This window comes from Kitasatospora putterlickiae (assembly GCF_039527695.1).
GTDB lineage: Bacteria > Actinomycetota > Actinomycetes > Streptomycetales > Streptomycetaceae > Kitasatospora > Kitasatospora putterlickiae.
In genome coordinates this window covers 5,393-9,767 of record NZ_BAAAKJ010000111.1, presented here as the reverse complement: position 1 = coordinate 9,767, position 4,375 = coordinate 5,393, and the positions used below count along the sequence as shown (strand labels likewise).

1 protein-coding gene is annotated in these 4,375 nt (G+C 77.1%); it reads right to left on the bottom strand.

The window, feature by feature from the left end; genetic code table 11:
• A partial coding sequence (locus ABD308_RS11675; protein ID WP_344332041.1) for a condensation domain-containing protein occupies window positions 1-4,375 on the bottom strand: 4,375 nt, incomplete at both ends.

The following is a 4,375-nucleotide window of genomic DNA, read 5'->3' as shown; positions in this document are numbered from 1 at the left end:
CCGACCGGCGGGGCGCCCGCGCCGGGTGACAGCGGCCCGGTCAGGGTGGCGCACACCGTGGTCTCGGTCGGCCCGTAGGCGTTGACCATCCGCAGGGAGGCCGACCAGCGGTCGGCCAGCGCGGCCGGGCAGGACTCGCCCGCGACCACCAGCGACAGCCCGGCGGGCAGCCCGCCCTCCGGCACGGCGGCCAGCACGCTGGGCGGCAGCGTCACATTGGTCACCCCGTACCGCTCGCAGGTGCGGGCCAGCGGCTCGCCCGGGAGCAGTTCCGCCTTGGGGACGACGACCAGCGCGGCGCCGGTCAGCAGCGCGTCGCAGCGCTCCGCCACCGAGGCGTCGAAGCCCGGCGAGGCGAACTGAAGCACCCGGGAGTCCGCGTCCAGGCCGAAGCCCTCGCCCTGCGCCGCGACCAGACCGGGGAGGCCGGCGTGGGTGACCACGACGCCCTTGGGCGTGCCGGTGGAGCCCGAGGTGTAGATGACGTACGCGGCGTTCGCCGGGGTCAGCGGCCCGGCGCGGTCGGCGTCGGTCGGCGCGGTGGCGGGGCGGTCGGCGAGCTCGGCCGTCACCTCCGGCGCGTCCAGCCGCAGCACCGGGACGCCGGTGTCGGGCAATGCGTCGGCCGCCTCCGCGACCGTCAGCAGCAGCACCGGACGGGCGTCCTGGAGCAGCAGGCCGATCCGCCGCGCCGGGTAGTCCGGGTCGACCGGCAGGTAGACGGAGCCCGCCTTGACCACGGCCAGCATCGCCACCACCGAGGCGGCCGAGCGCGGCAGCGCCACCGCGACCGGCCGCTCCGGGCCCGCGCCGTGGTCGATCAGCAGCCGGGCCAGCCGGTTCGCCTCCGCGTCCAGCCGCGCGTACGTCAGCTCCCGCTCGGCGTCCAGCAGCGCGAGCCGGTCGGGGGTGCGGGCCGCCTGCGCCTCGAACAGCTCGGGCAGGGTGGCGGACGGCGGGACCCGCGCCGGGGCGTTCCACTCCGTCAGCAGCCGGTGCCGCTCCTCGGGGGAGAGCAGGTCGACCTCGCCGACCGGGCGTTCCGGCGCGGCGCAGGCGGCTTGCAGCATCCGGCGCAGCCGTTCGGCCAGCAGCTCCACGGCGGCAGGGTCGAAGACGTCGGCGCTGTACTCGACGACGCCGTCGATCCCGGCCGGGGCGCCGCTACCGGGGGAGCGCCGCCCGGTGAGCGAGAACACCAGGTCCATCCGGGCGCCGCCGGTGTCCACCGGCACGACCTCCTCGGCCAGGCCCGGCAGGCCGAGTACCGCGTCGGGGACGTTCTGCCAGGCGAGCATCACCTGGAACAGCGGGTGGTGGGCGGTGGAGCGGGTGGGCCGCAGCGCGTCGACCAGGAACTCGAACGGGACCTCCTGATGGGCGTAGGCGTCCAGGCCACGCTCGCGGACCCGCGCCAGCAGCTCGCGGAAGCTCGGGTGGCCGCTCAGATCGGTGCGCAGCACCAGGGTGTTGACGAAGAAGCCGATCAGTTCCTCGGTGGCGGCGTCGGTGCGCCCGGCGACGGTCGCCCCGACCGGGACGTCGTCCCCGGCGCCCAGCCGGTGCAGCAGGGCGGCCAGGGCGGCGTGCACGACCATGAACTCGCTGACGTCGTGCCGCCGGGCGGTCTCGGCGACGGCGGCGTGCAGCGCGGCGTCCCAGCGCAGCGCGACGGTGCCGCCGCGCCGGCTCGTCTCCGCCGGGTGCGGCCGGTCGACTGGCAGCGCGATCCGCTCCGGCAGGCCGTCCAGAGCCCGCTGCCAGTAGGCGAGCTGGCGGTTCCAGGTGCTGTGCGGGTCGTCCTGGTCGCCGAGCAGCCGCCGCTGCCACAGGGTGTAGTCGGCGTACTGGACCGGCAGCGGTGCCCAGCGCGGCGGGCGGCCGTCGCGCCGGGCGGTGTAGGCGGTCGCGAGGTCGCGGCCGAGCAGGGCGACGGACCAGCCGTCGGCGGCGATGTGGTGCACCACCAGGACCAGCGTGTGCCGCTCCGGGCCGTGCACCAACAGCTCGGCGCGCACCGGGAGTTCGCGGACCAGGTCGAAGTGGTGGCGGGCGGCGGCCCGGACGGCCGGCGCGGCGTCGGCCTCGGGCAGTTCGGTGACGGTGAGCGCGGCGCGCCCGGCGCCGGGCCCGAGGACGTGCTGGCGCGGGACCCCGGCGGTGTCGGGGAAGACGGTGCGCAGCGCCTCGTGCCGCTGGACGACGTCGGCGAGCGCGGAGCGCAGCGCGGCGGTGTCCAGCGGGCCGCTCAGGCGCACGGCCATCGGGATGTTGTAGGTGGCGGAGGGGCCCTGCATCCGGTCCAGGAACCAGAGCCGGCGCTGGGCGAAGGAGAGCGGCGGCTCGGCGGGCCGGGGCCCGGGCAGCAGCGCGGGGCGCGGGGACGCGGCCTCGGCGCCGCCGGGACCGTCGTCGGCCAGCCGGCGGGCCAGGCCCGCCACCGTCGGCGTCTCGAACAGCGTCCGGACCTGCACCTCGGCGCCCAGCGCGGCCCGGATCTGGGAGACCAGCCGGGTGGCGAGCAGGGAGTGGCCGCCCAGGTCGAAGAAGCTGTCGTGGACGCCGACCGCCGGCACCCCGAGCACCTTGGCGAACAGCGCGCACAGCGCCTCCTCGCGCTCGTCGCGCGGGGCGACGTACGCCGAGGCGAGGTCGCGGCGCTCGCCGTCGGGGGCGGGCAGCGCCTTGCGGTCGGTCTTGCCGTTGGGGGTCAGCGGCAGGGCGTCGAGCAGGACGTAGGCGGAGGGGACCATGTAGCCGGGCAGGCGTTCGGCGAGGGCGGCGCGCAGCACCGGGACCAGCCGACGGGCCAGCCGGCGGCGGGTTCCGCTGACGTGGCGGCCCCAGTCCGGCTCCCGCGGCGGCACCTCGGCGAGGCGCGGCGGTCCGGTGACGGGGGTGCCGTCGGGGCCCGGGCGGCGGGCGACCAGGGTGAGCGCGCCGTCGGGGCCGTGCGTGGACCAGTCGAGGTCGATCCGGTAGCCGGTGGCCTCGGCGAGGGACCACAGCCGCTCGGGGTCGACGGCGTCCGGGCGGGCGGCGGGCGGGGCGTCGTCCCCGGCGGAGCGGCGCAGGGCGTCGGCGAGGTCGCGGACCCGGGCGTTGGGCACCGCGCGGACGGCGAGCAGCGCGGGCCGTTCGGCGGCCAGCCGCTCGCGCAGCGCGTCCACGCTCAGGCCCTCGGCCGTCCAGTCCAGCCACTCGACGTCCACCGGCTCCGGGGCGCCGGGCCGGCCGGTGGTGAGGACGACGTCGTAGCGGAAGCGGGTCAGCTCGTTGGCCGAGGAGGCCCGCTTGGGCAGGATTCGGACCTCGCCGATCGCCGGGAAGCGCCGGGGCAGGGCGGTGAACAGGCCGGGGTCGAAGACCAGTTCCTCGTCCTCCTCCACCCGGCGCCGGGTCCGGGCCAGCACCTCGGCGTCGGGCAGGCCCGGTTCGGCGTGCGCCAGCTGCACCGAGAGGTGGAACGCGGTCAGCAGCGGCAGGCTGCGGACGTCGCCGAGGAACAGCGAGCCGCCCGGGGCGAGCCGGGCCAGCGCGCCCTCGACGACCCGCAGCAGATAGCGCTCGTCCGGGAAGTACTGGACCACCGAGTTGAGCACGATGACGTCGAACAGCCGCTCGGGCAGCCGCTCCAGCCGGTCGGCCGGGCAGGCGTGCAGGGCGACCTCGCTGAACGCGCCGTCGGCGGCGCCGACCACCGAGCGCAGGCCGTCCAGGGCCACCCCGGAGATGTCGGTGCCCCAGTACCGCTCGGTGTGCGGGGCGACCCGCTGGAGGATCAGGCCGGTGCCGCAGCCGATCTCCAGCACCGAGCGCGGGCGCAGGGCGAGCACCCGCTCGGCGGTGCGGTCGGCCCACTCGCGCATCTCGGCGGCGGGGATCGGTTCCCCGGTGTAGCTGCTGTTCCAGCCGCGCAGGTCCTCGCCGGGGATCTCGGCCGGACCGGGGGCGGCCGGGGCGCCGCCCGGCTCGTCGTAGGCGGTGTCCCAGATCCGGCGCCACTCGTCGACCTGGTCCGGCCACTCCTGCGCCGGCGCGGTGCCGCCGTCGGCGGCCGGCACCACGTACGCCACCAGCCGCTGGTCACCGGGCACGTCCTCACGGACCGTCACCACCGCGTGGCCGACCTCCGGGCGGTCGGTCAGCTCGCTCTCGATCTCGCCCAGCTCGATCCGGAAGCCGCGCAGCTTCACCTGGTGGTCCAGACGCCCCAGGAACTCGATGCCGCCGTCGCTCCGGCGGCGCACCAGGTCCCCGGTGCGGTAGAGGCGCGCCGCCGGGTCCGGGTCGAACGGGTGCGGGACGAAGCGCTCGGCGGTCAGCTCCGGCCGGTTCAGGTAGCCGCGGGCCAGGCCCCGGCCGCCGATGTACA